At 70.7% G+C, this 22,795-nt stretch carries 20 protein-coding genes; 10 read left to right on the plus strand and 10 right to left on the minus strand.

Going from position 1 to position 22,795, the window contains the following annotated elements; all coding sequences use genetic code 11:
- Positions 1-13: 13 nt before the first annotated feature.
- Complete coding sequence (locus ACFT7S_RS26615; protein WP_382736020.1) at positions 14-1,366, plus strand: M64 family metallopeptidase; 1,353 nt, start codon at positions 14-16, stop codon at positions 1,364-1,366.
- A 24-nt stretch (positions 1,367-1,390) separates the two neighbouring features.
- On the opposite strand, the gene ACFT7S_RS26620 is transcribed toward ACFT7S_RS26615, so the two are convergent.
- The 4 genes from ACFT7S_RS26620 to ACFT7S_RS26635 all read right to left on the minus strand — a co-directional run bounded on the left by ACFT7S_RS26620 (position 1,391) and on the right by ACFT7S_RS26635 (position 5,402).
- Complete coding sequence (locus ACFT7S_RS26620; RefSeq protein WP_382736022.1) at positions 1,391-2,188, minus strand: family 1 encapsulin nanocompartment shell protein; 798 nt, start codon at positions 2,186-2,188, stop codon at positions 1,391-1,393.
- Positions 2,185-3,261 (minus strand): Dyp-type peroxidase, encoded by a 1,077-nt coding sequence (locus ACFT7S_RS26625; RefSeq protein ID WP_382736024.1) that lies wholly within the window; start codon positions 3,259-3,261, stop codon positions 2,185-2,187. Before ACFT7S_RS26625 ends, ACFT7S_RS26620 begins: the two co-directional genes overlap by 4 nt.
- A gap of 113 nt (positions 3,262-3,374) precedes the next feature.
- On the minus strand, positions 3,375-4,817 hold the full coding sequence (gene gndA / locus ACFT7S_RS26630) for an NADP-dependent phosphogluconate dehydrogenase (protein ID WP_382736026.1): 1,443 nt from the start codon (positions 4,815-4,817) through the stop codon (positions 3,375-3,377).
- Positions 4,818-4,892: 75 nt separating this feature from the next.
- Positions 4,893-5,402 (minus strand): DUF5709 domain-containing protein, encoded by a 510-nt coding sequence (locus tag ACFT7S_RS26635; RefSeq protein WP_382736028.1) that lies wholly within the window; start codon positions 5,400-5,402, stop codon positions 4,893-4,895.
- A gap of 162 nt (positions 5,403-5,564) precedes the next feature.
- Between ACFT7S_RS26635 and ACFT7S_RS26640 the strand changes: the two genes are divergently transcribed.
- The 4 genes from ACFT7S_RS26640 (at position 5,565) to ACFT7S_RS26655 (ending at position 10,573) form a co-directional block, all read left to right on the plus strand.
- Entirely contained in the window at positions 5,565-5,717 is a 153-nt protein-coding gene (locus ACFT7S_RS26640; RefSeq protein ID WP_382736030.1) for a hypothetical protein, read from the plus strand.
- 242 nt (positions 5,718-5,959) lie between these two features.
- Positions 5,960-7,435, plus strand: a complete 1,476-nt coding sequence (locus tag ACFT7S_RS26645; RefSeq protein ID WP_382736174.1) for a UDP-N-acetylmuramoyl-L-alanyl-D-glutamate--2,6-diaminopimelate ligase — start codon at positions 5,960-5,962, stop codon at positions 7,433-7,435.
- Between the two features lie 147 nt (positions 7,436-7,582).
- Positions 7,583-9,094 carry a carboxylesterase/lipase family protein gene (locus ACFT7S_RS26650; RefSeq protein WP_382736031.1) on the plus strand — a complete coding sequence of 504 codons (1,512 nt, stop codon included), beginning with the start codon at positions 7,583-7,585 and terminating at the stop codon, positions 9,092-9,094.
- Between the two features lie 156 nt (positions 9,095-9,250).
- Complete coding sequence (locus tag ACFT7S_RS26655; protein WP_382736033.1) at positions 9,251-10,573, plus strand: transglycosylase family protein; 1,323 nt, start codon at positions 9,251-9,253, stop codon at positions 10,571-10,573.
- Here the strand turns inward: ACFT7S_RS26655 and ACFT7S_RS26660 are convergent.
- On the minus strand, positions 10,563-11,759 hold the full coding sequence (locus ACFT7S_RS26660) for a DMT family transporter (RefSeq protein WP_382736035.1): 1,197 nt from the start codon (positions 11,757-11,759) through the stop codon (positions 10,563-10,565). The genes ACFT7S_RS26655 and ACFT7S_RS26660 overlap by 11 nt on opposite strands.
- Positions 11,760-11,981: 222 nt before the next feature.
- On the opposite strand from ACFT7S_RS26660, the gene ACFT7S_RS26665 reads away from it, so the two are divergent.
- Positions 11,982-12,692, plus strand: coding sequence for a (2Fe-2S)-binding protein (locus ACFT7S_RS26665; RefSeq protein ID WP_382736037.1), 711 nt, complete (start codon positions 11,982-11,984; stop codon positions 12,690-12,692).
- Positions 12,693-12,728: 36 nt separating this feature from the next.
- Here ACFT7S_RS26665 and ACFT7S_RS26670 read toward each other — a convergent pair whose 3' ends face one another.
- Together ACFT7S_RS26670 and ACFT7S_RS26675 are read right to left on the minus strand one after the other, a co-directional pair.
- Positions 12,729-13,184 (minus strand): ATP-binding protein, encoded by a 456-nt coding sequence (locus ACFT7S_RS26670; protein ID WP_382736039.1) that lies wholly within the window; start codon positions 13,182-13,184, stop codon positions 12,729-12,731.
- 127 nt (positions 13,185-13,311) lie between these two features.
- Positions 13,312-14,226, minus strand: a complete 915-nt coding sequence (locus ACFT7S_RS26675) for an RNA polymerase sigma factor SigF (protein WP_382736040.1) — start codon at positions 14,224-14,226, stop codon at positions 13,312-13,314.
- 203 nt (positions 14,227-14,429) lie between these two features.
- Here ACFT7S_RS26675 and ACFT7S_RS26680 point away from each other — a divergent pair, with 203 nt between their 5' ends.
- Both ACFT7S_RS26680 and ACFT7S_RS26685 read left to right on the plus strand, forming a co-directional pair.
- On the plus strand, positions 14,430-15,926 hold the full coding sequence (locus tag ACFT7S_RS26680) for an SDR family NAD(P)-dependent oxidoreductase (protein WP_382736042.1): 1,497 nt from the start codon (positions 14,430-14,432) through the stop codon (positions 15,924-15,926).
- Between the two features lie 360 nt (positions 15,927-16,286).
- The gene (locus ACFT7S_RS26685) at positions 16,287-16,460 is read left to right on the plus strand and encodes a hypothetical protein (RefSeq protein WP_382736044.1); all 174 of its coding nucleotides are present in this window, start codon (positions 16,287-16,289) and stop codon (positions 16,458-16,460) included.
- Between the two features lie 62 nt (positions 16,461-16,522).
- Here the strand turns inward: ACFT7S_RS26685 and ACFT7S_RS26690 are convergent, their stop codons facing one another.
- Genes ACFT7S_RS26690 through ACFT7S_RS26700 form a run of 3 tightly spaced genes read right to left on the minus strand, consistent with a single transcriptional unit; the run spans position 16,523 to position 19,323 of the window.
- Positions 16,523-17,953: a lipase maturation factor family protein gene (locus tag ACFT7S_RS26690; protein WP_382736046.1), complete on the minus strand. Its 1,431-nt coding sequence runs from the start codon at positions 17,951-17,953 to the stop codon at positions 16,523-16,525.
- A gap of 27 nt (positions 17,954-17,980) precedes the next feature.
- Entirely contained in the window at positions 17,981-18,490 is a 510-nt protein-coding gene (locus ACFT7S_RS26695; RefSeq protein WP_382736048.1) for a DUF1990 family protein, read from the minus strand.
- Positions 18,487-19,323, minus strand: a complete 837-nt coding sequence (locus tag ACFT7S_RS26700; RefSeq protein WP_382736050.1) for a YndJ family protein — start codon at positions 19,321-19,323, stop codon at positions 18,487-18,489. The genes ACFT7S_RS26695 and ACFT7S_RS26700 overlap by 4 nt, the downstream gene beginning before the upstream one ends.
- Before the next feature lie 179 nt (positions 19,324-19,502).
- Between ACFT7S_RS26700 and ACFT7S_RS26705 the strand changes: the two genes are divergently transcribed.
- Together ACFT7S_RS26705 and ACFT7S_RS26710 are read left to right on the plus strand one after the other, a co-directional pair.
- Positions 19,503-20,597: a DUF6777 domain-containing protein gene (locus ACFT7S_RS26705; RefSeq protein ID WP_382736052.1), complete on the plus strand. Its 1,095-nt coding sequence runs from the start codon at positions 19,503-19,505 to the stop codon at positions 20,595-20,597.
- Between the two features lie 75 nt (positions 20,598-20,672).
- Complete coding sequence (locus ACFT7S_RS26710; RefSeq protein WP_382736054.1) at positions 20,673-22,742, plus strand: SpoIIE family protein phosphatase; 2,070 nt, start codon at positions 20,673-20,675, stop codon at positions 22,740-22,742.
- Positions 22,743-22,795 lie beyond the last annotated feature (53 nt).

Genomic DNA, 22,795 nt, shown 5'->3' on the forward strand with positions numbered 1-22,795 from the left:
AACCACAGGATTCATGTCAGGACTTGCCCTCGCCGGCCTGCTGGCCACGGCTGCCGTCACGGCCGTCCCCGCCGCTTCGGCCACCCCGGCCGACCGGGCGTCCCTGACCGCCGGTGACGAGCCCGACCGGCTCAAGGCCGAGTACTTCCCCGAACCCGGTGGCGAGGGCCGCACCGTACAGGTCCCGGCGGACGGGCACGGACAGAGCGGACAGGGTGCGCGCACCACTGCCCCGTTCTCCGCGGCCGAGGCCGCCGTGGACGGCACGGCGGACGGACTCGCGGTGACCGGCAGCACCGAGGACCGCCTCGACATCGTGATCGTCGGAGACGGCTACACCGCAGCCCAGCAGGGCGACTTCCACGCGGACGCCGCCGCCAAGTGGGCCGACATCACCGACATCGAGCCGTACAAGAGCTACCAGGGACTCTTCAACGTCTGGACCGTGGACGCGGTCTCCAACGAGTCCGGAATCACCGGCGACCCGACCGCCGACCAGGTCAAGGACACCGCACTCGGAAGCTACTTCTGGTGCGAGGACATCGAACGGCTGATCTGCGCCGACATCGACAAGGTGGCGTCCTACGCGGCCAAGGCCCCGGCCGCCGACCTCGTGGTCGTCGTCTCCAACTCCACCAAGTACGGCGGTGCGGGCTACTCCGGTCTGACCGACGAGGGTTACCCCTTCAACGGTGTCTCCACCCTCTCCTCCGACCACGCCTCGTCCAGCCTGATCGCCGCCCACGAGATAGGCCACTCCGTCGGCCTGCTCGACGACGAGTACACGTACGAGTCCTACGGCACCTGGACCGGCCGCGAACCTGCCGGGATCAACTCCACCACGTACACACCGGCGCAGCTCACCGCCAAGCGGGCCAAGTGGTACCGCTGGCTGGACCGCCCCGACCCCACCGGCGGCACGGTCGGCACGTACGAGGGCAGCTTCTACTACCCGTACGGCATCTTCCGGCCGACCGGGACCTCGATCATGCGTGAGCTGAGCAGCACGGAGTTCAACCTGCCGGGGCGCGAGGCGATGATCGCGGGCTTCTACCGCGCGGGCAACGGGCTGAGCAGCACCGTCGGCACGGACGACACCATCGGCTCCGCACAGCCGATCACGGTGGATGTGGCCCCGCTCGGCGCGCTGGCCCGGCCCGAACTGCACTGGTACGTAGACGGCGTCGAGAGGGCCGCGGCACGCGGCCGTACGACAGTCACCGTCACCTCGCTCGGCGTACGTAACGACGGGCGCCGCCATCGGGTGACCGCGACCCTGACCGACCGCACGGACGCGGTACGCGACCCCGCGGTCCGAGCGCTGGCCACGGACCGGCTCAGCTGGACCGTCGCTCCGGGAGCCTAGGCCTCTCGGAGGCCGTGGTCCCCCTCACGCGATGAGGGGGACCACGGCCTCCGGCGTCAGCATGCGGAAGGTGAACGCCTGGTGGAAGTAGAGGTGGATGCTGGTCGCGTCATGGTGCTCGTAACCGATCGACAGGTCCTGGGCCAGACGCAGTTCGAAGTCACCGCCCCGGGTGGACAGCAGCACTCCGCCGGTCACGGCGGGCGCCCACAGGATCTGGTCGTCGAGCAGCCGGCCCAGATGCGTCGCGACCGGATACCCGTGGTCGGAGGTCTCCGTGGCCTCGGTGAACGCGTCCGCTCCCAGCAGCAGCCGGTACGGACCGTCGACACCCGCGAGCCGCAGCCGGGTCAGGGCCTGGCTCACCGCCGCCGGGTAGTCGCGGGCGTCGGCGGGCAGCGGCTGCGGGCCGTGCGAGGAACCGCTGCGCAGACCGGTGATCCCGCCTGCCCCGTACCCGTCGATGACGGCCATGTCCTCGGCGAACGCGCAGGTACGCGCGGCGTCCTTCACCGGCTGCCAGTCACTGTCCTCGGAACCGCGCTCGACATCGTCGACGGCGGCCCGGGACACGGTGAACGGCACCCGCCACTCGATGACCGGCGTCGAGGTACGGGCCCTGGCCAGCACATCGGGAGCGGGCGGATCGATGTCACGCAGATGGCCGTCGCCGACGGCGGCCAGCGTCGGACCGTCGGGGCCGGTCACATCGACGACCCGGCGGCCGGCCACATGACGGGTGAAGGTGCGCCGGGCCTCCTCCTCGATCTGTTCCCAGGCGGCTTCCGTGACGGGGGCGAGTTCGCGGTGGAGGTTGTTCATCGCGGGGCGCTTTCTTGCAGGCTGCCGATTCGCAGCGAGCCCTCGTCCGGCACCACCGCCGGGTCCGTGGCCTTCGCAACCGGCGCGGACGCCGGTTCCGGCAGAGCCTCGGCACCGGGGAGGGCGGGCGGGGACGGCGGGGCGTCGAAGAAATCGGCGCAAGGAGCATAGAAATTGGAGCCGGTGATCGCGGTCGAGAAGTCGAGAATGCGGTCGTGCGTGGCGGGCGGACTCCCGAGGAACATATTGCGGAGCATCTGCTCGGTGATATCGGGATCGGCCGCGTAGGAGATGAAGTACGTCCCGAACTCGCCCTCCCCGAAGCTGCCGAACGGCATGTTGGCGCGCAGGATGTCGTGCTCGGTCCCGTCCGGATCGGTGATGGTGTTCAGGGCGATGTGGGAGTCGGCGGGCTTGACGTCGTCAGGCATCTCGATGTCGGTGAACTTCGTGCGCCCGATGACCATTTCCTGCTGTTCGGTGGTCAGTGAGTTCCAGGACGCGAGGTCGTGCACGTACTTCTGCACGATGATGTAGCTGCCTCCCGCGAACTCCGGATCACTGTCGCCGACGATGGCCGCCGAGCGCGCGACGGCACCGACCGGATTCTCGGTGCCGTCCACGAAGCCGAGCAGATCGCGGTGGTCGAAGTAGCGGAACCCGTGCGTCTCGTCGACGATCCGCACCGCCCCGCCGAGCCGCTCGAGCAACTGCGCCGCCCACTCGTAACAGACGTCCATCCGCTCGGCCCGGATATGGAAGATGACGTCGCCCGGAGTGGCCGGTGCATGGTGACGGGGCCCGCGCAGCTCACGGAACGGATGCAGTTGAGCGGGCCGGGGCCCCGCGAACAGCCGGTCCCACGCCTCGGACCCGAACCCCATCACACAGGCCAGCCCCGCATCCGGATACCGGAAACCGAGCGAACGGGCCACCGCCGGGAGATTCGGCAGTATGTCGCGTACGGCGTCCTCGCCGCCCGGTTCGATCGTGCCGACCAGAATCAGCGCGGCATTGGTCAGCGGGGCTACGACGGGCTGGACCGCGACAGGGTCCGGGACGGCGTCGGTCATGCGCGCACTCCATGGGGTGGTGTCGGCGGTGCGGCACGACAGCGGCACTCGTCTGCTACTAACGCACGCCCGCGGCCCGCCCGCATGCGGGGCGGGCCGCCCGGGCGAACCGCTCAGCCGGCGGAGACCTCGGAGCGGTCACCGCCCCAGAGCGTGTGGAAGGAGCCCTCCCGGTCCGTGCGCCGGTAGGTATGCGCGCCGAAGAAGTCCCGCTGGCCCTGGGTCAGTGCGGCGGGCAGCCGGCCGGCGCGCAGCCCGTCGTAGTACGAGAGCGCGGCGGCGAATCCGGGCGTCGGCACACCCTGGCGCACCGCCTCGGCGATCACCGTCCGCCAGTCGTCCTGGGCGGCCCCGATCTCCTGGGCGAACTGCTTGTCGGAGAGCAGGCTCAGCAGCTCGGGCCGCACGTCGTACGCCGCCCTGATGCGGTCCAGGAACGCCGCCCGGATGATGCACCCGGCCCGCCAGATCGCCGCGACGGCACCGAGGTCGACGTCCCAGTCGTACTCCTCGCTGCCCGCCCGGATCAGATGGAAGCCCTGGGTGTACGAGACGATCTTGGAGGCGTACAGCGCCTGCTCGACCCGGTCGGCGAAGGCAGCCGCCTCGGTGCCGCTCAGCGGCACGGCCGACGGGCCCGCCAGATCGCGGGCGGCCTCGCGCAGGTCCACATGGCCGGAGAGCGACCGTGCGAAGACGGCCTCGGCGATCCCGGACACGGGAACGCCCAGGTCGAGCGCGATCTGCACCGTCCAGCGGCCGGTGCCCTTCTGCTCGGCCCGGTCCTGCACGATGTCGACGAAGGGCTTTCCGGTAGCCGCATCCGTATGGGCGAGGACCTCGGCCGTGATCTCGATCAGATACGAATCGAGGCGGCCGGTGTTCCAGGTGCGGAACACCTCGGCGATCTTCGCGGGGGAGTAGCCCGCGACGGCACGCAGCAGGTCGTACGCCTCCGCGATCAGCTGCATGTCCGCGTACTCGATGCCGTTGTGGACCATTTTCACGAAGTGCCCGGCGCCGTCGGGACCGATATGCGTGGTGCAGGGAGTGCCGTCGTCGGCGCGGGCGGCGATCTTCTCCAGCATCGGTCCCAGGGACGCGTACGACTCCGTGGAGCCGCCCGGCATGATGCTCGGCCCGTGCAGCGCGCCCTCCTCGCCGCCCGAGATGCCGGTGCCGACGAAGTGGATACCCCGCTCGCGCAACTCCTTCTCGCGGCGGCGGGTGTCCGCGAAGTGGGCGTTGCCGCCATCGATGATGACGTCACCCTCGTCGAGGAGCGGGGCGAACTCCTTGATCACCGCGTCGGTCGGATCGCCCGCCTTCACCATGATGACGAGGCGGCGCGGGCGCTCCAGGGCGGCCACGAACTCCTCCGGCGTGTGCGCGGGAACGAACGTGCCCTCGTCCCCGAACTCGTTGACCAGGTCGTCGGTCCTGGCGGTCGTACGGTTGTGCACGGCTACGGTGAAGCCGTTCCTGGCGAAGTTACGGGCGAGATTGCGGCCCATCACTGCGAGCCCTGTGACGCCGATCTGCGCAGTGCCGGTCATCTGTGGTGTGCTCCTGAACTCTGTGGGGTTCCGGTGGGGGCGACCGGATGGATACGTGCGGTGGCGCCGACGGGTTCAGCGCGTCGTCACTTCTCCCGCCGGCGGGGACTCGTCGTCCAGAGGGGTGGCGTCGAGCGGTTCCTCCTCGTCGTCGACGACGTGCATGGCGGCTTCCTCGGCCGAGGCGGCGGCTCCGTCGATCCCCACGTCCTGAGCGGTCAGCGTGTACGGCACGCTGCCGTCCGCCTGCTGGGTGAGCCGGCCGGCACGGACGATGCCGACCTCGGCGTCCCAGAGCTCCCCGTCGCCCTCCGCCAGGTCGCCCGGGCCCTCGTCCGTGTCGGAGATATCGGGCAGCTCCCGGGTCAGCCGCCGGTCGAGGGACTCCCCGTCGTGCTGTTCCGCCGCGGTGGTGCCCTCGTCGTCGACGGCCCACGGCCGCTCCGGCGGGGAGTACCCCGCATCGAGGATGTCGGTGACGCCCGTGGTGTCCAGAGTGTCCTCGACATCGAGGACCTCGTTCGGGTCGGAGGCTTCCGGTTCCTGGGGCTGGTAGACATCGTCCCCCCGTTCGCTGTCAGTCATGGCATGTCCTTTCGGTCCGGGGGCGACGTCCCCCTGTATGCAATTCCACTCCGGTCCGCGACGAGTCGCCAACGGAAGGGCTCGGCATCCCCGGTTCCGGAGGGAGCGCAGCGGGACCCAGGAGCGGAACTGGAAGGGTCCGACCGGACGTACACTCGGCCCATGGGTCATACACGTGCCACGAGGGAGAGCCTGCCGCAGGCCACCTCCGTGCTGCGCCCGGCCATGGCCCGTCCGGTGGCCACCGGACCGGTGAGCACCGCCGCTACCGGCGTGCCCGGGACCGGGCGTACCGCTCTGCACGGTCACGGCTAGCGATCTTCTCCATCCGGTCACGGTCAGTGACCTCCAGCGGTTCTGGCAGGGGCTCCGCCCCTGACCGCTGCCTCTCTCCGAACACGGCGGGCGTCCTGCCCCGCTGAACTTTCGCGTCCCGTTCTCCCGGACGCGCGATCCACCACCGGCTCCACATCACCACGCAGCCCCGGAACACCGCCGGTGTGCTGCTGTCCGGCGACGGCCGCACCACCGGGCCGAGCCACTTCGAAGGGATCACTGTGAAGCTGAGCGAGCTGCTGGCCGGACAGGAACACCAGATTCTCCAGGGCGACCCCGCGCAGACGTCGATCACGGCGGGCACCACCTTCGACGCCGAACTGGCCGCGCCCGGCTCGTTGTTCGTCGCGGTACCCGGCTACCAGGGCGGGGGCCCCGAAGCCGTCGCACCGGCGGTCGCCCGCGGGGCGGCGGCAGTGCTCGTCGGCCCCGAGGCACCGGAGCACCCGGCACCCGCGGCGGACGTGTGTGTGGTGAGGGTGCCCGACATCCGGGCCGCGGCTGCCGTCGTCGCCTCGCGCTACTTCGGTGAACCCGGCCGTCAGATGGACATGATCGCGATCACCGGAACGAACGGGAAGACGTCGGTCTCGTACATGGTCGAATCCGTGCTGCGGATCGCCGAAGGCGCGAAGGCCGGGGTCATCGGGACAGCCGGCAGCCGGATCGGCGACGAGCTGATCCCGATGCCGCAGTCGGTCCTGACCACCCCGGAGACGCCGGACCTCCAGTACCTGCTGGGCTGCATGCGTGACCGCGGTGTCGGCACCGTGGTGCTGGAGGCCACTTCGATGGGTCTGCTGACGCACCGGGTGGACCGCACGTTCATCGATGTCGGGGTCTTCACCAATCTGACCCAGGACCACCTGGACGACCACGGAACGATGGAGAACTACCGGGACGCCAAACTGCGGCTGTTCCAGGGTCTGTGCCGGCATGCCGTGATCAACGTCGACGACCCGGTCGGCGCCGCGATCCGGGACGCGGCGCCCGGCGCCGTGACCACGTACGCCCTCGACGCCGAGGCCGACTACCGGGCCACCGACCTCACGGTCGACGCCTCCGGCACGCGGTTCACCCTGCATCACGACGGCCGCAAGTATCCGGCCGCGATCCCCTCACCGGGCCGCTTCTCGGTGGCCAACGCACTCGCCACGGTGGCCGCCTGCCACGTCCTCGGCCACGATCTGGCCGGACTGGTCGCCGCGCTCGAACAGATGCCGCAGATCCCGGGCCGTTTCGAGCGGGTCAGGACGCTGTCCGGGACCTCGGTGATCGTGGACTACGCCCACTCGCCGGACTCCCTGAGCAAGGTCCTGACGACCATTCGCGGATTCGCCGGTGCCCGGGTCATCACCGTCTTCGGCTGCGGCGGCGACCGGGACACCACCAAACGGGCAGACATGGGAACGATCGCCGGGGCCGGCTCCGACCTCTGCGTCCTCACCTCGGACAACCCCCGCCACGAGGACCCCGAAGGCATCCTCGACCAGATCGCCCCTGCCCTCTCAGCGACGGGAACACCCTTCGAACGGTTCGTGGACCGGCGGGAGGCGATCGCTTTCGCCCTCTCCGCCGCAGGCCCGGACGACATCGTCCTGATCGCGGGGAAGGGCAGCGAGCCGCATCAGATCGTCGGCGAGGCACTGCTCCCCTTCAGCGACATGGCGACCGTGCGCGAACTCACCGAGGTGTAGGACCCCGACTCGCCACCGGCCACCGGCCGACTCACATCCCAGATGCGTCAATCGCGACGATCAAGGTGTTGGCCGCCGGGGCCGGCTTCCTGAAATGCTGAAACCCGCGCCCAGGGGAGGCGCACGGTGGCGAGTACGGGAGTGACGATGAAGGTATTCACGACGGAGGCCGGACGGGTACGGGGCAGGCCCGCCACCCATGACGGTGGGATCGTCGCCGTGCTCGGCATCTCCTACGCGGCACCGCCGTTCGGCGCCGACCGCTTCCGGGCGCCGCGCCCGGCCTCCGCCTGGGACGGCCTGCGGGACTGTACGGAGTTCGGCCCCGTCGCACCGCAGTCGGCCGAACTCCCCGGCGCCCCGAGTTGGTCGCCCGGCGACGAGGACATCCTCACCGTCAACATCTGGACCCCGGGAGGCGAAGGCGACGCCCTCCCGGTGCTCGTCTGGATACACGGAGGCGCCTACGTCCTCGGCTCCTCCGCGCAGCCCGACTTCGACGGCGCCGCGCTCGCCGGGCAGGGACTGGTCGTCGTCACCCTCAACTACCGTCTGGGCTTCGAGGGGTTCGGCCATGTTCCGGCCGCCGAGGGCGAGGACGCCTGCCCGGACAACCGGGGGCTGCTCGACCAGATCGCCGCACTGGAGTGGGTGCGCGACCATATCGCCGCGTTCGGCGGAGACCCCGGCCGAGTCACCGTGGCCGGCCAGTCCTCGGGCGCGACAGCGGTCGCCTGCCTGATGGTGATGGAGCGGGCACGCGGGCTCTTCCACCGCGCCGTCGCCCACAGCGCCGTCAATGCCTGCGCGCCGGTGGCGGTCGCCGCACGGACGACCGCCGAGGTCGCCGCCGCGGCAGGCGTCTCCCCGTCCCGCGCGGGCCTGCTGTCCGCGTCCCCGAAGGAACTCGTCGCCGCCTCCGACCAGGTCGTCGACGCCTACCGCCGGAATCCCTGGTCCGGGCAGCGCCACTACGATCCGGCGATCTACGGACCGGTCGTGGACGGCGACACCCTGCGCACCGACCCGCTCACCGCGATCGCCGCAGGGGCCGGCCGCGAGGTGGACCTGATGGTCTGCCATGCCACGGAGGAGTACTGGCTGCTCGATGCGGTAGGCAGCAGCGCCAAGATCACCACCGACAACCAACTCGCCACCTTTGCCGCGGACTTCGGTCTGCCGGCGGAACTCGTCGATGGCTACCGCGCGCTCATGCCGGGAGCCCCGGTCCTCGACATCTTCCTGGCGGTGTACGGAGATCTGCTCTTCGTCGAATACAGCAGCAGACTGGCCGAGTCCCACGCCCGCGCAGGTGGCACGGCGTACCTGTCGCGCTTCGACCGCCGCCGGGGCGGCGAGGGCGGGCCGGTCCGCGCCTGGCACTGCGCGGACGTCCCCTTCGCCTTCGGCACCCTCGACGAAAAGAGCGTCCACTTCCTGATCGGCGGCCCTCCCGGACCGGCCGATCGCGCGCTGTCCGCGCGGATGATGCGGGCCTGGGCGGACTTCGCAGCCACCGGCGATCCCGGCTGGCCACGGACCGGCGCGGCCACCGGCGCGGTGATGGTCTGGGACACCGAAGAAGGCGTGGGACAAACGCCCGTCGTCGCGTTCCGCGAGTTGTGGCGCACGGCCGGGTTTCCGCTTCTGGCGCCGTGAGCGCCCTCGTACGCCGCCACGAACCAAGGCACATCGACGAGCCGGGCGTGCGGGGCTCAGACAGCCGCGCACCCCTGGCTCCCTTGTCATCACCCGCCCGCTGCACCTAAGTTGGCCGATTGCGACGTGTCCTACTGCCAGTGGGGGAGCCAAGTCATGGCCGCGAACGGACGGCACCGCAGATATCAGCCCAGCCGCATCAACCGTGCCTCGCTAACAGTGACGGCGGGCGGCGCGGGCATCGCGCTCCCGCTCATCACCGCGGCGTCGGCGGGCGCTGCCCCGACCGATGTGTGGGAGAAGGTCGCCGCCTGTGAGTCGACCGGCAACTGGCACATCAACACGGGCAACGGCTATTACGGCGGTCTGCAGTTCACCGGGTCCACCTGGGCGGCGTACGGCGGCACGGCCTACGCGCCGCGCGCCGACCTCGCCACCAAGGACCAGCAGATCGCGGTCGCCGAGAAGGTGCTGGACGGGCAGGGGCCGGGCGCCTGGCCGGCCTGCTCCGTACGCGCGGGGCTGACACGCGGGGGCGACGCCCCCGATATCGCCCCGCAGTCGCAGGGGACCAAGCGGGTCGACGCGCCGAAGAAGGCCACCCCGCGCGCGCAGCCGAAGACCGCGGCCTCCGCGACGCCGACGACGGTGCCCGGTCAGCGGGAGTCGTACACGGTTGCCGGCGGCGACTCCCTGTCCGGCATCGCCGCCGCCGAACAGGTCCGCGGCGGCTGGCAGCGCCTCTACGCGGCGAACCGGCAGGTCGTCGGAGACGACCCCGACCTCATCCTCCCCGGGCAGCGGCTCAGCCTCGACGTGGCCAAGGCGCCGGCAGCCGCCCCGAAGCAGTCGGCAGCCCCCACGGCGAAGCCCAAGCAGGAACCGAAGCAGGAACCGAAGCGGGAACCGAAGCGGGAACCGAAGCAGGAACCGAAGCAGGAACCGAAGAGGGAAGCCAAGCCGGACCCGAAGTCCGAACCGAAGAAGGAAGCCAAGCAGGAAGCCAAGCAGGAAGCCAAGCAGGAGCCGAAGAAGAGCGCGCGTTCGGACCGGTCCTCGGAGCGCGCGGAGAAGCAGTCCGGCCTCACCGCGCCGGTGGCGGCCCGCACGGGCACGCCGTACCACCAGTCCGGCTCGTGGGCCAGCGGCTACCACACGGGCGTCGACTTCCCCGTCCCCACCGGTACGTCGGTGAAGGCGGTGTCCGCCGGAAAGGTCGTCTCGGCCGGCTGGGCGGGGGCGTACGGCTACGAGGTCGTCATCCGGCACGGTGACGGCAGGTACAGCCAGTACGCGCATCTGTCGGCGCTGCACGTACGCGCGGGCCAGCAGGTGAGCAGCGGCCAGCGGGTCGCCCGCTCGGGCTCCACAGGCAACAGCACCGGCCCGCATCTGCACTTCGAGATCCGTACGGGCGCCGGTTACGGCTCCGACATCGACCCGCTGGCCTACCTCAGGGCGGGCGGCGTCAAGATCTGAACCGAGCCGGTCTGCCGGGTGCTCCCGGTCTAGGGCCTCTCGTTTGGATCACGCCGGGCTCGCGGGGCCTGGCACGCGCTCCCCCAAGCTCTCGGCTTCTTCCCCAAGCTCTCAACTTCGTTCGAGCAGGGGAGACCCCATTGAGCAGGGAGGGGCCCCCTCCCGCGTTGGCGTCAATCACCAACGAAGGTTCGGAGGGAGCGTCGACGGGCGACGACGGCCCGGGCGGGCTCACAGGCTCGGGCAGGCGACCGGCACGGCTCCGCGGCGTGGGCACGGCCTCGGCCACGTCGCCCGCATCGTCCTGCACCGCGTCCGTTACCGCACCCCCTGCCGTGCCCGTCCGTTCCGCCCCGAGCCGCTCCGTGGTGAGCAGGATCAGCCCTCCCGCTGTCACCGCGCCGCAGAACAGCGCGAGCAGGGTGCCCGTCATGCCGTAACGGAACTGCTCGCCGAAGAGCGTGATCCCCACCGCCGCCGCGACCACCGGATTCACCACCGTCACGATCGCCAGCGGTGCGGTCAGGCCGGCGCCCCGGTACGCGGACTGGGACAGCAGGAGCCCCGCCGACGCCAGACCCGCGATCACCAGCAGAGTAGGCAGCCCCGAACCCACCGAACCGGACGTCCACTCCACGGCAACGGTCTTGGTGAACACCGAGCCCATACCGAAGGCGATCCCGGCGCCGGTGGCCAGCAGGACACTGCGCAGCATCGGACCGCGCAGCCCCTTCGCGACGAGGAAGAGCAGGGCCACCCCGCCGAACGTCACCGTGGCCAGCATCAACTGCTCCGGACCGCCCAGTGCGTGCGACTCGGCGTTCCCCGTCAGGGCCAGCAGGCCGGCGAGGCCGACGGTGGCCATGACGGCGCCGCGCCAGGCCGTCGACCCCGCCCTGCGGCGCACGAACAGCGCGGCCATGGGCAGAGCGAAGACGATCGTCAGGGCGCCGAGGGGCTGGACGAGGCTGAGGGGCCCGTAGGCGAGGGCCACCACGTGGAGCACTGCACCCACGCCGTTGAGTGCGACGGCGGCCCACCAGGCGGCGTTGCGCAGGAGGGCGGTGTACGAGCGGCCGTCCCGGCCGGCGGCGACGCGCTCCTGGACGATCGCCCCGGCCGCGTAGGCGACCGCGGAGATCAGTGACAGCAGCACAGACAGCGCGAGGGAGCTCATGTAGACCACGATGTCCTGTCGGGGCCGCCGAGTCGTCGTCCCAGAGGCGGCGATTCGACGTACTGCTCTAGTAGTACGAAAGCGTGTCCAACGTCCTCCTCTCGACGGTAGTCCTCCTTGCCCAGGAGCTCAGAAGTTGGAGTTCCGGCGGGTACGGTGAGCTCCGAACCCGGCACGGCGGGTGGTCGAACGGGACGGACGGGCAGGAACCGGTCAGAGGGGGAGCAGACGATGGACCGGACCGAAGCGCCCATGCCTGGTGGCTTCTTCGCTCTGCGTACCGCGCCCGTCCCCGGCGGTGCCCACCGTCCGCTGGCCGGCCTCTACGCGGGCGATCTCGCACCCCTCACGGCCCGTGTCGACACGGTCGCCGGCCGTCTGCGTACCCCCGAGCGCAGAGTCGCCGCGTCCATCGCGCACCTGGGGCTGGCCGCCCGGCTCTGGTCCATCGCGCTGGCCCCCGCCGCCCTGTCCGGCCGGCTGCCGGACCTTTCGCCCGACCTGCTCTCCTGGGACCCGGCGCACACCTCGCCCGACGATCTCCGGCTGTCGGGCACGGAGACGCTGGAAGGCACCGCCGACCGCATCCGGGAAGCCGTCCAGTTCGGGCACCTCGTGCCGCTCGCCGACGCGCTGCGTGCCGAAGGAACCATCTCCCCGCGGCTGCTGTGGGGCAATGCGGGCTCGGCGCTCGGCGGCGCCGTACGGGAACTGGTCGGGTGGGCGCGCACCCACGGGCGCCCCGACGTGGCGGGACGGGCGCGGGCCCTGGCCGCCGAACTCTTCGACCACCCGGACCTGTCCTCCACCGGCACCCCGCACGGCCCGGCGTTCCGGCGGCGCAGCTGCTGTCTGTACTACCGGTGCCCGGACGGCGGCCTCTGCGGCGACTGCGTCTTCGACCGCAGGCCGGGGTCCTCCGCGATCACTGCGCCCGGGTGACCACCCCTGGAACGCAAGGCTTCGGGGACGGGCGCTTCAGGTGCTGAGCTGGAACTCGGCCCGGATGCGCTTGCCGACCGGTACGCGCTCGGCGGTGAGCCGGTCGCAGAGGGCGACGACGATCTCCATCCCGTGGCCGCCGAGGCGGGCGGGGTCGGGTGCGTAGAGGACGGGAAGCGCCGTGCTGCTGTCGTACACCGTGACGCTGATGCTCTCCGCGGTGCCTTCCAGCTCCAGCAGGTACGGACCGTGGCTGTAGCGTTCGGCGTTGGTGATCAGCTCGCTGACCGCCAGCATCAGATCGCTGCGGGTGTGCTCACGCAGCACGGCGAGCCACTCCGCCACGAGCCGGGTCAGGAAACGGTCCGCCAGCGCACGGGCCTGCGCTATGCAGCCCGGCTCGCCCGCGAACACCTCGGCGGTATGCAGTACCTCCGTGCACCGGAACCCCTGACCGGGTTCGTCCGGCCGAGAGGTGGCCTGTTCATTCATAGCTCCAGCCAAGGCGCCGCAGGGAGGTCGGAGACCTTATCTCGCCGTTCGTCTACCCGCGTCGAGAGATCCCACTCCGGGGGATGTCCCCAGATCTTAGACGCTTCGCACTTCGCCGCGCGGCCGTTCAGGCCTCCACGCACATTCCGGTGCGCAGCCGCTGCACGATCCTGTTCAGCAGCCGCGATACATGCATCTGGGAAACCCCGAGACGGTCACCGATCTGGGACTGCGTCATCTCCTGGCCGAAGCGCATCTGCACGATCCTGCGCTCGCGGTCGTCGAGCTTCTCCAGCAGCGGCGCCAGCGTGTGGAGGTTCTCCACGCTCTCCATGCCGGGATCGGCCTCGCCCAGCAGATCGGCGTACGCCCGCTGGTCCTGACCGGACTCGCTGTCCGCCGAAGGGGTGTCCAGGGAGCCGGCCGAGTAGCCGTTGGCCGCGACGAGGCCCTCGATGATCTCCTCCTCGGGGAGGTCGAGATGTGCGGCGAGCTCCGCGACGGTGGGGTCGCGGTCCAGCTCCGCCGAGAGCTGCTCCTTGGCCTTCGCCAGATCGACCCGCAGCTCCTGGAGGCGGCGCGGTACATGGACGGCCCACGTGGTGTCACGGAAGAACCGCTTGATCTCGCCCACGATGTACGGCACGGCGAAGGTGGCGAACTCGACCTCCCGGGCGAGGTCGAACCGGTCGATGGCCTTGATCAGACCGATCGTGCCCACCTGGACGATGTCCTCGGCGTCGTCACCGCCGCGGTTGCGGAAGCGGGACGCTGCATAGCGCACCAGGGAGAGATTCATCTCGATGAGGGTGTTGCGCGCGTACTGGTACTCGGGCGTCCCCTCTTCGAGAGTCCGCAACTCGTCGAAGAACATCCGGGACAGTGCACGGGCGTCCTGCGGAGCCACCTTCCCGGTGTCCTCGATCCAGGGAAGTCCGCCCGTACCGGCAGCCGTTGAGGCATATGTCCGCGTACCTACCTGGTGATTCGGCGGCGTAGCTGTGCCGACCGTTCCGGTGGTTCGCACTGACATCGCCGTCATGGTGTCGTCCTCCTGGTTGCCGATTGTGTGGAACCTCGTATGCCCGGCCTAAACGAAGTCATGCCTTCCGGATTCGTCGGTGCCCTCGGAGGGGGAAACGGAGCCGTGCCGGACCATGGCAAACTTGATCGGGGCGTTCGGCCCGTAGTAACGCGGCCTGGCGCAGCCTGTGGCCGGCATCTTCGAGTAACAGAGGAACGGCCATGACGGTGACAGTTGACAGCCCGGAGCTCGATCCCGGAGCCGGTGAGTTCGGTCCCGGTATCGCCCCGGAGCGGCTCGCCGTCTGCCTGAGCGTGCTCGACGAGCTCGAGACCATCGACATCGACCACCCGGACGCGATCGCCGTGCGCCGGGCCACCGCGGGCGTCTACCGCACGGTGAAGCAGCGCCGCCGCCAGGAGCGCCGCGCCGCCAAGACCGCCAACGACAAGGCGGTCACGGAGGCCACCGCGACAGGCTCCGCCGTGCGCATCGACGACGAGACCGAGGGCATCCTGCCCTCGTCGGTCACCGAGGCGGGCCGGATCGCCGGGATACTCGAGCGCCCCCGCTCCTGCTACATCTGCAAGACGCGGTACGTCGAGGTCGACTACTTCTACCACCAGCTCTGTCAGAAGTGCGCCGCCGAGAACCGCGCCAAGCGCGACGCCCGCGCAGACCTCACCGGCAAGCGCGCCCTGCTCACTGGTGGCCGTGCCAAGATTGGCATGTACATCGCGCTGCGGCTGCTGCGCGACGGTGCGCACACGACCATCACCACCCGCTTCCCCAAGGACGCCGTCCGCCGCTTCAAGGCCATGGACGACTCGGCGGACTGGCTGCACCGCCTGGAGGTCGTCGGCATGGACCTGCGCGACCCCGCACAGGTGGTCGCCGTGGCCGACCAGGTTGCCGAGCAGGGCCCGCTGGACATCCTCATCAACAACGCGACGCAGACCGTGCGCCGCCTGCCCGCCGCCTACGCCGCGCTGGTCGAGGGCGAGAGCGCCCCGCTCCCCGCAGGGGAACTCCCCGCCCACCATGTGATCGGCGTCTTCGGCTCCGGCGCGGTGGACGGTCTGGCCACGCTGCCCGCCGGAATCTCCGGCATCGACGCGCAGCAGGTCGCCGACCTCGCTCTGGTCGCGGGCAACGCCAGCGTCGCCCGGCACCTGGACGGCAGCGCCATCGACGCGGGCGGCCTGGTCCCCGACGTCGTCGACACCAACACCTGGGTGCAGACCATCGAGCAGATCTCCCCGGTGGAGCTGCTCGAAACCCAGCTGTGCAACTACACGGCGCCGTTCATTCTGATCAGTAAGCTCCGCCCGGCGATGGCCGACGCGGCCAAGAAGTCGACGAGCGGTCGCGCGTACGTCGTCAACGTCTCTGCGATGGAAGGCGTCTTCGGCCGCGGCTACAAGGGCGCGGGGCACCCGAACACGAATGCCGCCAAGGCTGCGATGAACATGGTGACGCGGACCAGCGCCCAGGAGATGTTCCAGGCCGACGGCATCCTGATGACCTCGGTCGACACCGGCTGGATCACCGACGAGCGCCCGCACTTCGACAAGCTGCGTCTCGCCGAGGAGGGCTTCCACGCCCCGCTCGACCTGGTCGACGGCGCCGCCCGTGTCTACGACCCGATCGTGCGCGGCGAGGACGGCGTGGACCTCTTCGGGTGCTTCCTCAAGGACTACGCGCCCGCGAACTGGTAACCCCGGCACAGCGAGTACGACGACGGCGGTCCGTGTCCACGGGCCGCCGTCGTTCTGTCCCGGTATGTACGCGTACCGCTCCGGTTGGGCGGCATCGTTGGCTGAAAGTGACCCAAGCCATACGTTCTGTCGAGCGCGGGCGCGCTCATTTGGTTAGGCTGGGGTGGAACGGACGCCACCGAGGAATCCACAAAGATTCCTTGGCCGTCCTGGGACAGGTCTGCAACCGGGCCGCCGTCCCGCCCCCTACGGGCGCCACCGCGACCGAGCTGTTCCTGCCCCTGCCCCGGTGCGGTCGACGCACGGCTTCGGCCGTTGGCTCGACATTGCCCGGGGTTACGCGACACAAAGGAGTGCGCGGTGACGCCAGAACTGACGAAGCACGAGAAGCGACCGGACGAACGGTACGGAGCGCGGGCCCGCAAGCCCGCAGCGCTCCGGAACATCGAGGTCTGGGCCAGGTCCGCACCGATCCGGCTGGCCGGCTACGAGGACGACCTCGCCGAGCCGCATATTCTGCCCGGCATCGACTGACCGCTCGCACCGGTCTGCTGTTCTCCGGGCCCCGTCCCTCCGCACCAGCGGAAGGGCGGGGCTCAGCGCTGAGTGCCCGGCCTTCCCGCGAGCGAGGCGGGCCGCATGAACTCGCGCACGTGGTCGCGGTGCCACCAGGCTCCCGTCTCCCGCAGCTCGCGCCACGAGGTGAACCGGTAGCGGTACACGCGGGCCCGGACGTGTACGGGCGGGCTGTCCGGGAACGGGTTGTGCCGCAGCAGCCGCAGGGTGTCGCGGTCGTTCTCCAGGAGCCGTTCGACGAAGGGCCCGAACCAGGACCGGGCGTACGCGGGGGAGAGCGCGGCGAACCACATCATCCAGTCGAGCCGCAGATGGTACGGGGCGAACTGGCGCGACAGCCGCCGGGGATCGCCGGGCTTGCCGCGGAAGCCGTACTCCTGCCAGCGCGTGCCCTCGTGGATCACCGGTTCGGCGGTGCCCTCGACGACGACTTCCAGGCGTACCCGGCTGATGCTCCCGAACGCCCCGTAGGTGTTGACGAGGTGGAGCGGGTCGAAGGACCGGTTCATCACCTGGCGGCGGGAGACCAGATTGCGGGCGGGCCGGTAGCTGAGGGCCAGGATCAGGACCGTGACGGCGATGACCACCACCTCGTACCAGAGGGGCGGCGCGGACTGTGCGGGCGGCTCCCCGGCAATGCGGGACCAGTCGACGGCCGACAGGGCGAGCGTGATGGTGAGCCAGTTCAGCCAGGCGAAGTTCCCCGACAGCACCAGCCACAGCTGGGTGACGATCATCAGCCCCGCGGCCATGCTCGCCACCGGCTGCGGGGTGAAGAGCAGGAACGGGACCAGGAGCTGGGTGACATGGTTCGCGGCCACCTCCACCCGGTGTACGGGCTTCGGCAGCCGGTGGAAGAACCAGCTCAGCGGGCCCGGCATCGGCTGGGTCTCGTGATGGAAGTCCAGGCAGGTCAGCCGCCGCCAGCAGGAGTCACCGCGCATCTTGATGAGCCCGGCGCCGAACTCCACACGGAACAGGAGCCAGCGCAGCAGCCAGAGCACGAGCACGGGCGGCGCCGTGTCGCCGCTGCCGAGGAAGACCGCCAGGAAGCCCGTCTCCAGGAGCAGCGACTCCCAGCCGAATCCGTACCAGACCTGACCGACCTGGACGATCGACAGATACAGCACCCAGGGCAGTGCCCACAGGAGCATCGCCGCCCAGAGCGGCAGGTGCGCGTCGACGCCCGCGATCAGCGCCAGGGCGATGGCGCAGCCCGTCCACGCCACGACGGCGAAGAAGCGGTCCGAGTAGTGGAGCCGGAAGAGACCGGGAGCGACGCGCCAGTGGGTGTGCCGCAGAAGAGTGGGCACGGGCAGCATTCCGCGTTCGCCGATCAGCGCCCGGAACTGGAGCGCCGCGGCGAGGAACGCGACCAGGTAGAGCGAGGCGAGAGCCCGCTGGAAGATCAGCCGGCTCAGCCAGTAGCCATCTGCGGTGAACCACTCCATCGCTTCCAGTATCGGCCACGGTCATGCTCAGCGGGTGGCGACGATCTGGCGCAGGGTGCGGCCGAGCCGGCGCGCGTACCAGTGCTGGACCGGTGGGACGAGCGGTCCAGCGAGGCGGGCATACCAGCTGGCCGGGCGGGAGAAGGCCATGACCGTGAACCACACCGTTCCGTCGTCGGCGAGCTCCACCACGAAGCACTCCTCGCCGCGCTCCGGATGCCGGTCACGGGTGCCGTAGGCGAAGCCGATGCGCCGGCTCTCGTGCACCGCCCAGACCACCTCGCAGGGGGCGGTGACCCGGAGCGGGCCGATGCCCAGCGAGACCGTGACGCCGGTTCCGGCCTCGGCCCGTGCTGTTGTCGCGTTCATCCCGGCTCCCGCCGCGCGGTGCATGCGCCAGCCGGTGACGGCGGCCCCTGCCGCCTCGAAGTCCTCCCGGCCCCTGCCCACCCGGGTCCGGTGGTGGAGGTGGTGGTAGCCGTCGGGGAGCGGGCCGAGGAGGGTGGCGCCGACCTCGGGGTACGTGAGGGTGTTCATGCGGTCCTGCCTTCCGGAGGGGTGCGGTCCTGGAGCCGGCGCCAGGCGAGTACCGAGCAGAGTGCGAAGCCCAGTGCGTTGCCGAGGCCGTGTGTGGCGGCCATCCAGGTGAGGGTGGGGTGGGGGATTCCGGTGGCCTCGCCGAGTGCCCAGCTCAGCGCGAGCACCATGGTGGCGGCGAGGACCGCGGCCGAGGTGAGGAGCAGTGCCCGGGTGGTGCGGTCCGGGCCGTCGGTGCGGACGGTGCGCAGCGTCAGCAGGGCGACCGCCCACATGCCGGCCGTCAGGACGACTGCCCCGGCCAGCTCGGCCCAGTCCCCGATGAAGTAGCCGATGAGTACGAGCAGGGTGCCGAGCGGCACACTCAGCGCGGCGAACCGGCCCGCCGGTGTGTCGGTGGCCCGGCAGAGGAGTCCGGCGACCAGTGCGGCGGCGAAACCGGCGAAGTGGAAGTGCGGCACGGTCAGCGCGAGGATTCCGAGGTCGAAGCCGAACAGTTCGTGCCCCGAGCGCTCGGCGACCAGGGCGAGCGCGGCGACCGAGGGGGTCGCCAGTGCGGTGTACAGGGCGATCTCCGTGGGATGCGCGCTGCGGGTGCGGGCCGCGCGGAGCGGTGCGTGCAGCGCCAGGGCCACGGCGCCCAGGGCGTAGGCGGCGGCGAGCGCGGTGGCGGGCAGGCCGCGCGGCAGCCAGAGCGCGACGGCGCCGGGGGCGGCCAGGAGCGGCCACAGCCGCCGTATCCGGTCGAGCTCCGGGGCGTCCATCAGCCGCAGCCCGGCGGGTACGACGACGAGCATGCCCAGCATCACGATCAGGTTCACCAGCACGGACATGACATACCCCCGATTTCTTGAACGCGTTCAACCGACAAACTGAGACTAGGGCCTTTCTTGAACGCGTTCAAGTCTGTCCGGGTGTCTGCGGGGGAGGCGGTCGTCCGGCTTGCGGAGGAGCGCGCGGTGCGGCAGAGATGAGGGGGACTCATCGGTTCGAGGTGAAGCAGGAGAGCTCAGTGCCCTCACCCCAACATCCACGGCGTACCGCGTTCGCCGCCCTGTCCGTCGGTCTCCTCTTCGTCACGGGCTGCGCCCAGGGTGCGGGAGGCGGCGAGAACGGCACCCCGGGCGCGGCGGGGGTCAAGGAGCTCTTCCTCCAGCCGGTCGCGGGGCCGGGCCCCGACCCGTTCGCCAGGTCGACCGCCGGGGCCCCGCCCCCGGCGGCCACCGCGTCGCCCGCCGCCGTCACCGAGATGACGACCCGCACCGTCTCCGGGTCCACCCCCGGGCTCTACGGCGGCACCCGGTCCGTGGCGAGCTGCGACGTCGAGGAGCAGGTGCGCGTCCTGACCGGGGACCGGGCCAAGGGCCGCGCCTTCGCCGAAGGTGCGGGAATCCGGCAGAAGGAGATCCCGGCCTTCCTGCGCAGACTCACCCCCGTACTCCTGCGGACCGACATCCGCGTCACCAGCCACGGATACGACGAGGGGGCGCCCACCGCCTTCCAGTCCCTCCTCCAGGCGGGTACCGCCGTGCTGGCCGACACCCACGGCGTACCCCGCGTCCGCTGCGCGTGCGGCAACCCGCTCGGCGCACCAGTGGTCATGAAGGGCTCCCTGGCGTACCGCGGCAAGGAATGGGCGGGCTACGACCCCAACCGGGTCCTGGTTATCGAGCCCAGCACGCAGTCGATCGCGCATCTCGTCATCGTCGACGTGGCCGACAGCACCTGGATCGAGCGGCAGGCCGGCGACGACGGGGCGCAGGACGGGACCCCTGACGATCCGCCCGCCTTCGACCCGGGTGAGGGCATCGTGCCCTCGCCGGACGCCTCCACGGCCACGTCCGGGCCGGAGTCGCCGACGCCCGCGCTTCCCGCGGAGACCAGCAGTCCCCCCCCTGCCGCGCCGCCCGGTGAGCCGATGGGGGAGGCCGTGGAAACGCCCCCGGACGTGCCGCGGGAAGAGGTCGTGGAGGCGCCTGCTGCCGAGCTGTACGACGCCCCGTCCGACCTGCCCGCCGAGTCGGACGGAGCACTCTCCGACGGCGGTCAGTACCCGGACGGAGCGGCGCCGCCGATGCCCGACGCCGCTGAGCTCCTCACCGGCTGACGGCGGCCGGTGGTGCGGAGGAGGGGCCGGTCGAATCGCTCGAAGAATCGGGCAATTGATGGCAGAGTTGCGCATATGGATGATCGGGTAGCGGGTGCCCTGTCACTCCCGGAAGACTGGCCCGCCCACCCGGACCTCAGTCTCGCCCTGAACCGAATGGGCAGTTTCGACTGGGATCTGGACAGCGGACTCATGCATATGGACCAGCCCGCACTCGACGTGTTCGACATGCCTGCCGAGGAGTACGACAACCGGCCGGTCACCCTGTCCACCCGGGTGCCGACGGATGAAGGCGTGCGGCTCGACGGGATGGTCTCGCAGGCCCTCAAAAGCGGGCTCAGCAATTACGGCGCGTACTTCCGGATCCTGCGGCGCGACGGCACGCTCCGCTGGACCCACACCCAGGGCTTCATCCGCCGGGACGGCACCGGCCGGCCCCGCCGCATCATCGGGATCGTCCGCGATGCCACCCAGGAGCTCTCCGACTCCACGGCCCGCAGGGAACTGGACGAGGAGCGGCGGAAGCGGACCAGTGTGGTGGAGGGCACCACGGCCGCCCTCGCCCACGCCCGGACGGTCAAGGACGTCACCGACGTACTGAAGAACTCCCAGGGCGGCCTGGCCAACCTCGGTGCGGCCAGCCTCGTCATGGGGCTGCTGGAGTCCGGGCGCATCCACCTGGTGGCCGACGGGCCCGACGGCGCCTATGTGCCGGGCACCCGGTACACCCGTACGGACGAGCCGTACCCGATGAGTGAAGTCGTCCGCACCCTCGCACCCCGCTTCATCGAGTCGGCCGCCGACTTCGCCGTTTCGTACCCCATCCTGTGGCCGCACATCAGCCACCTCGGGATCACCGCAGCGGCCTATCTGCCCCTGATCGCGCAGGCCCGGCCCATCGGGGCACTCGGGCTCCTCTACAGCGACAAGGCGGGGTTCACGGCCGACGAGCGGAATCTGCTGGTGGCCCTGGGCAGCTCGATCGCCCAGAGCCTGCAGCGCGCCATGCTGTACGAGCAGGAGCACGACCTCGCCGAAGGTCTCCAGCAGGCGATGCTGCCCCGCAGAATCCCCGAGGTGCCGGGGGCCCAGGTCGCTGTCCGCTACCGGTCCGCGCGGCTCGGCCGGGACATCGGTGGCGACTGGTACGACATCATTCCGCTGCCGGGCGGCCGGGTCGGCGCCGTTATCGGGGACGTACAGGGCCACGACACGCACGCCGCGGCGGTCATGGGGCAGCTCAGGATCGTACTGCGCGCCTACGCCGCCGAAGGGCACAGCCCCGCCACGGTCATGGCGCGGGCCTCCGTCTTCCTGCACGAGCTCGACACCGATCGCTTCGCGACGTGCAGCTACGCCGAGGTCGACCTGCGGACCGGTGTGGTGCAGCTGGTCCGCGCGGGGCACGTCGACCCGCTCGTCCGGGACGTCGACGGAAGCTGCCGCCGGCTGCCGGTCGAGGGCGGGCTGCCGCTGGGGCTGTCAGCCGAGTTCGGGCGGCTCGACTACCCGGTCAGTACGGTCGAGCTGGACCCGGGCCAGACGATGGTGCTGTACACGGACGGCCTGGTGGAGCTGCCGGGTTCCGACCTCGACGAGGGCATGCAACTCCTGGTCGACCTGGTGACCAACGGGCCCAGGAACCTCGAACTCCTGGCCGACCGCCTCTGCGAGGCGGTCGACGAGCGAGGCGGCGAGGACGACGTGGCGATGCTCCTGCTGCGCCGCAAGGCGGCCCACGCGCCGCAGCCCGGCGGCCGGCTTCAGCAGCACGTCGCACAGAACGACCCGGAGGCGCTGAGCTCCGCCCGGCACATGATCAGGGCCGCCGTGCGGGCGTGGGGTGCGGCGGAGCGGGCCGACGAGATCGAACTCGCCGCCGACGAGCTGATCACCAACGCGCTGATGCACACCGACGGCGGGGCGATCGTGACGATCAGGGTCCTCGCGGGCCCCGAGCGGCGGCTGCGGGTCGATGTCGAGGACCGCTCCAGCGCGCTGCCCCGGCGCAGGGACGCGGGGGAGTCCGGGGTCTCGGGGCGCGGGCTGATGCTGGTCGACCGGCTGGCCGATGTCTGGGGCGTGGAGTCCCGGGGCACCGGCAAGTGCGTGTGGTGCGAGTTCCTCGTCCCTGCGCGCGGGTAGCCCTACCTGAAAGTAACGTTACGTAACATGTCTGTACTTGACCGTAACCGTTC

The organism is Streptomyces sp. NPDC057136 (assembly GCF_042670885.1).
GTDB lineage: Bacteria > Actinomycetota > Actinomycetes > Streptomycetales > Streptomycetaceae > Streptomyces.

Bases quoted from the DNA above. Each gene is read 5' to 3' on its own strand.
- gndA (WP_382736026.1), bottom strand. From the start codon at position 4,817: ATGACCGGCACTGCGCAGATCGGCGTCACAGGGCTCGCAGTGATGGGC.
- ACFT7S_RS26670 (WP_382736039.1), bottom strand. From the start codon at position 13,184: ATGAATGAACAGGCCACCTCTCGGCCGGACGAACCCGGTCAGGGGTTC.
- ACFT7S_RS26625 (WP_382736024.1), bottom strand. From the start codon at position 3,261: ATGACCGACGCCGTCCCGGACCCTGTCGCGGTCCAGCCCGTCGTAGCC.
- ACFT7S_RS26650 (WP_382736031.1), top strand. From the start codon at position 7,583: ATGAAGGTATTCACGACGGAGGCCGGACGGGTACGGGGCAGGCCCGCC.
- ACFT7S_RS26700 (WP_382736050.1), bottom strand. From the start codon at position 19,323: ATGTCCGTGCTGGTGAACCTGATCGTGATGCTGGGCATGCTCGTCGTC.
- ACFT7S_RS26690 (WP_382736046.1), bottom strand. From the start codon at position 17,953: ATGGAGTGGTTCACCGCAGATGGCTACTGGCTGAGCCGGCTGATCTTC.
- ACFT7S_RS26680 (WP_382736042.1), top strand. From the start codon at position 14,430: ATGACGGTGACAGTTGACAGCCCGGAGCTCGATCCCGGAGCCGGTGAG.
- ACFT7S_RS26615 (WP_382736020.1), top strand. From the start codon at position 14: ATGTCAGGACTTGCCCTCGCCGGCCTGCTGGCCACGGCTGCCGTCACG.
- ACFT7S_RS26640 (WP_382736030.1), top strand. From the start codon at position 5,565: ATGGGTCATACACGTGCCACGAGGGAGAGCCTGCCGCAGGCCACCTCC.
- ACFT7S_RS26655 (WP_382736033.1), top strand. From the start codon at position 9,251: ATGGCCGCGAACGGACGGCACCGCAGATATCAGCCCAGCCGCATCAAC.
- ACFT7S_RS26695 (WP_382736048.1), bottom strand. From the start codon at position 18,490: ATGAACACCCTCACGTACCCCGAGGTCGGCGCCACCCTCCTCGGCCCG.
- ACFT7S_RS26635 (WP_382736028.1), bottom strand. From the start codon at position 5,402: ATGACTGACAGCGAACGGGGGGACGATGTCTACCAGCCCCAGGAACCG.
- ACFT7S_RS26620 (WP_382736022.1), bottom strand. From the start codon at position 2,188: ATGAACAACCTCCACCGCGAACTCGCCCCCGTCACGGAAGCCGCCTGG.
- ACFT7S_RS26675 (WP_382736040.1), bottom strand. From the start codon at position 14,226: ATGACGGCGATGTCAGTGCGAACCACCGGAACGGTCGGCACAGCTACG.
- ACFT7S_RS26710 (WP_382736054.1), top strand. From the start codon at position 20,673: ATGGATGATCGGGTAGCGGGTGCCCTGTCACTCCCGGAAGACTGGCCC.
- ACFT7S_RS26665 (WP_382736037.1), top strand. From the start codon at position 11,982: ATGGACCGGACCGAAGCGCCCATGCCTGGTGGCTTCTTCGCTCTGCGT.